Source organism: Paenibacillus sp. sgz302191 (genome assembly GCF_057749925.1).
Genome location: NZ_JBYLHY010000109.1, coordinates 1 through 542, shown reverse-complemented (window position 1 = coordinate 542; position 542 = coordinate 1). Strand labels below are relative to the sequence as shown.

Sequence of the window (542 nt, the reverse complement as noted above, 5' to 3'; positions counted from 1 at the left end):
TCGATGGAGATGATCGTCGGCATCTACGCGATTCTGAAAGCCGGAGGCGCCTACGTGCCGATCGACCCCGAGTATCCCGAGGAGCGGATTCGCTACATCCTCGAAGATTCCGGCGCACAGGTGCTGCTCAGCCAGCGGCATGTGCTCGATCGTCTGCCGGCCATCGCTGCGGAAGCGGCCGGGCTGATCGATCTGAACGACAGCGGCGCGTACACGCACGACGGATCGCCTCTGGAGCCGCTCGCCGGACCACGCGATGTCGCTTATGTGATCTACACGTCGGGTTCGACGGGCAAGCCGAAGGGCGTTATGATCGAGCACCATTCGGTCATCAACCGGATTTTGTGGATGCACGAGCGGTATCCGATCGGCGAGAGCGACGTCATTTTGCAAAAAACGGCGTTCACGTTCGACGTGTCGGTGTGGGAGCTGTTCTGGTGGGCGATGGTCGGCTCCAGCATGTGCTTGCTGTCCGTCGGGGGCGAGAAGAGCCCCGAGCGGATTTTGGAAACGATCGAGCGCAGCGGCGTGACGACGATGCA

1 protein-coding gene is annotated in these 542 nt (G+C 61.6%); it reads left to right on the top strand.

The genetic code is table 11. From position 1 onward, the window contains the following. Positions 1-542: AMP-binding protein (locus AC3G2T_RS38825; protein ID WP_488438834.1), on the top strand; the 542-nt coding region annotated here is incomplete at both ends.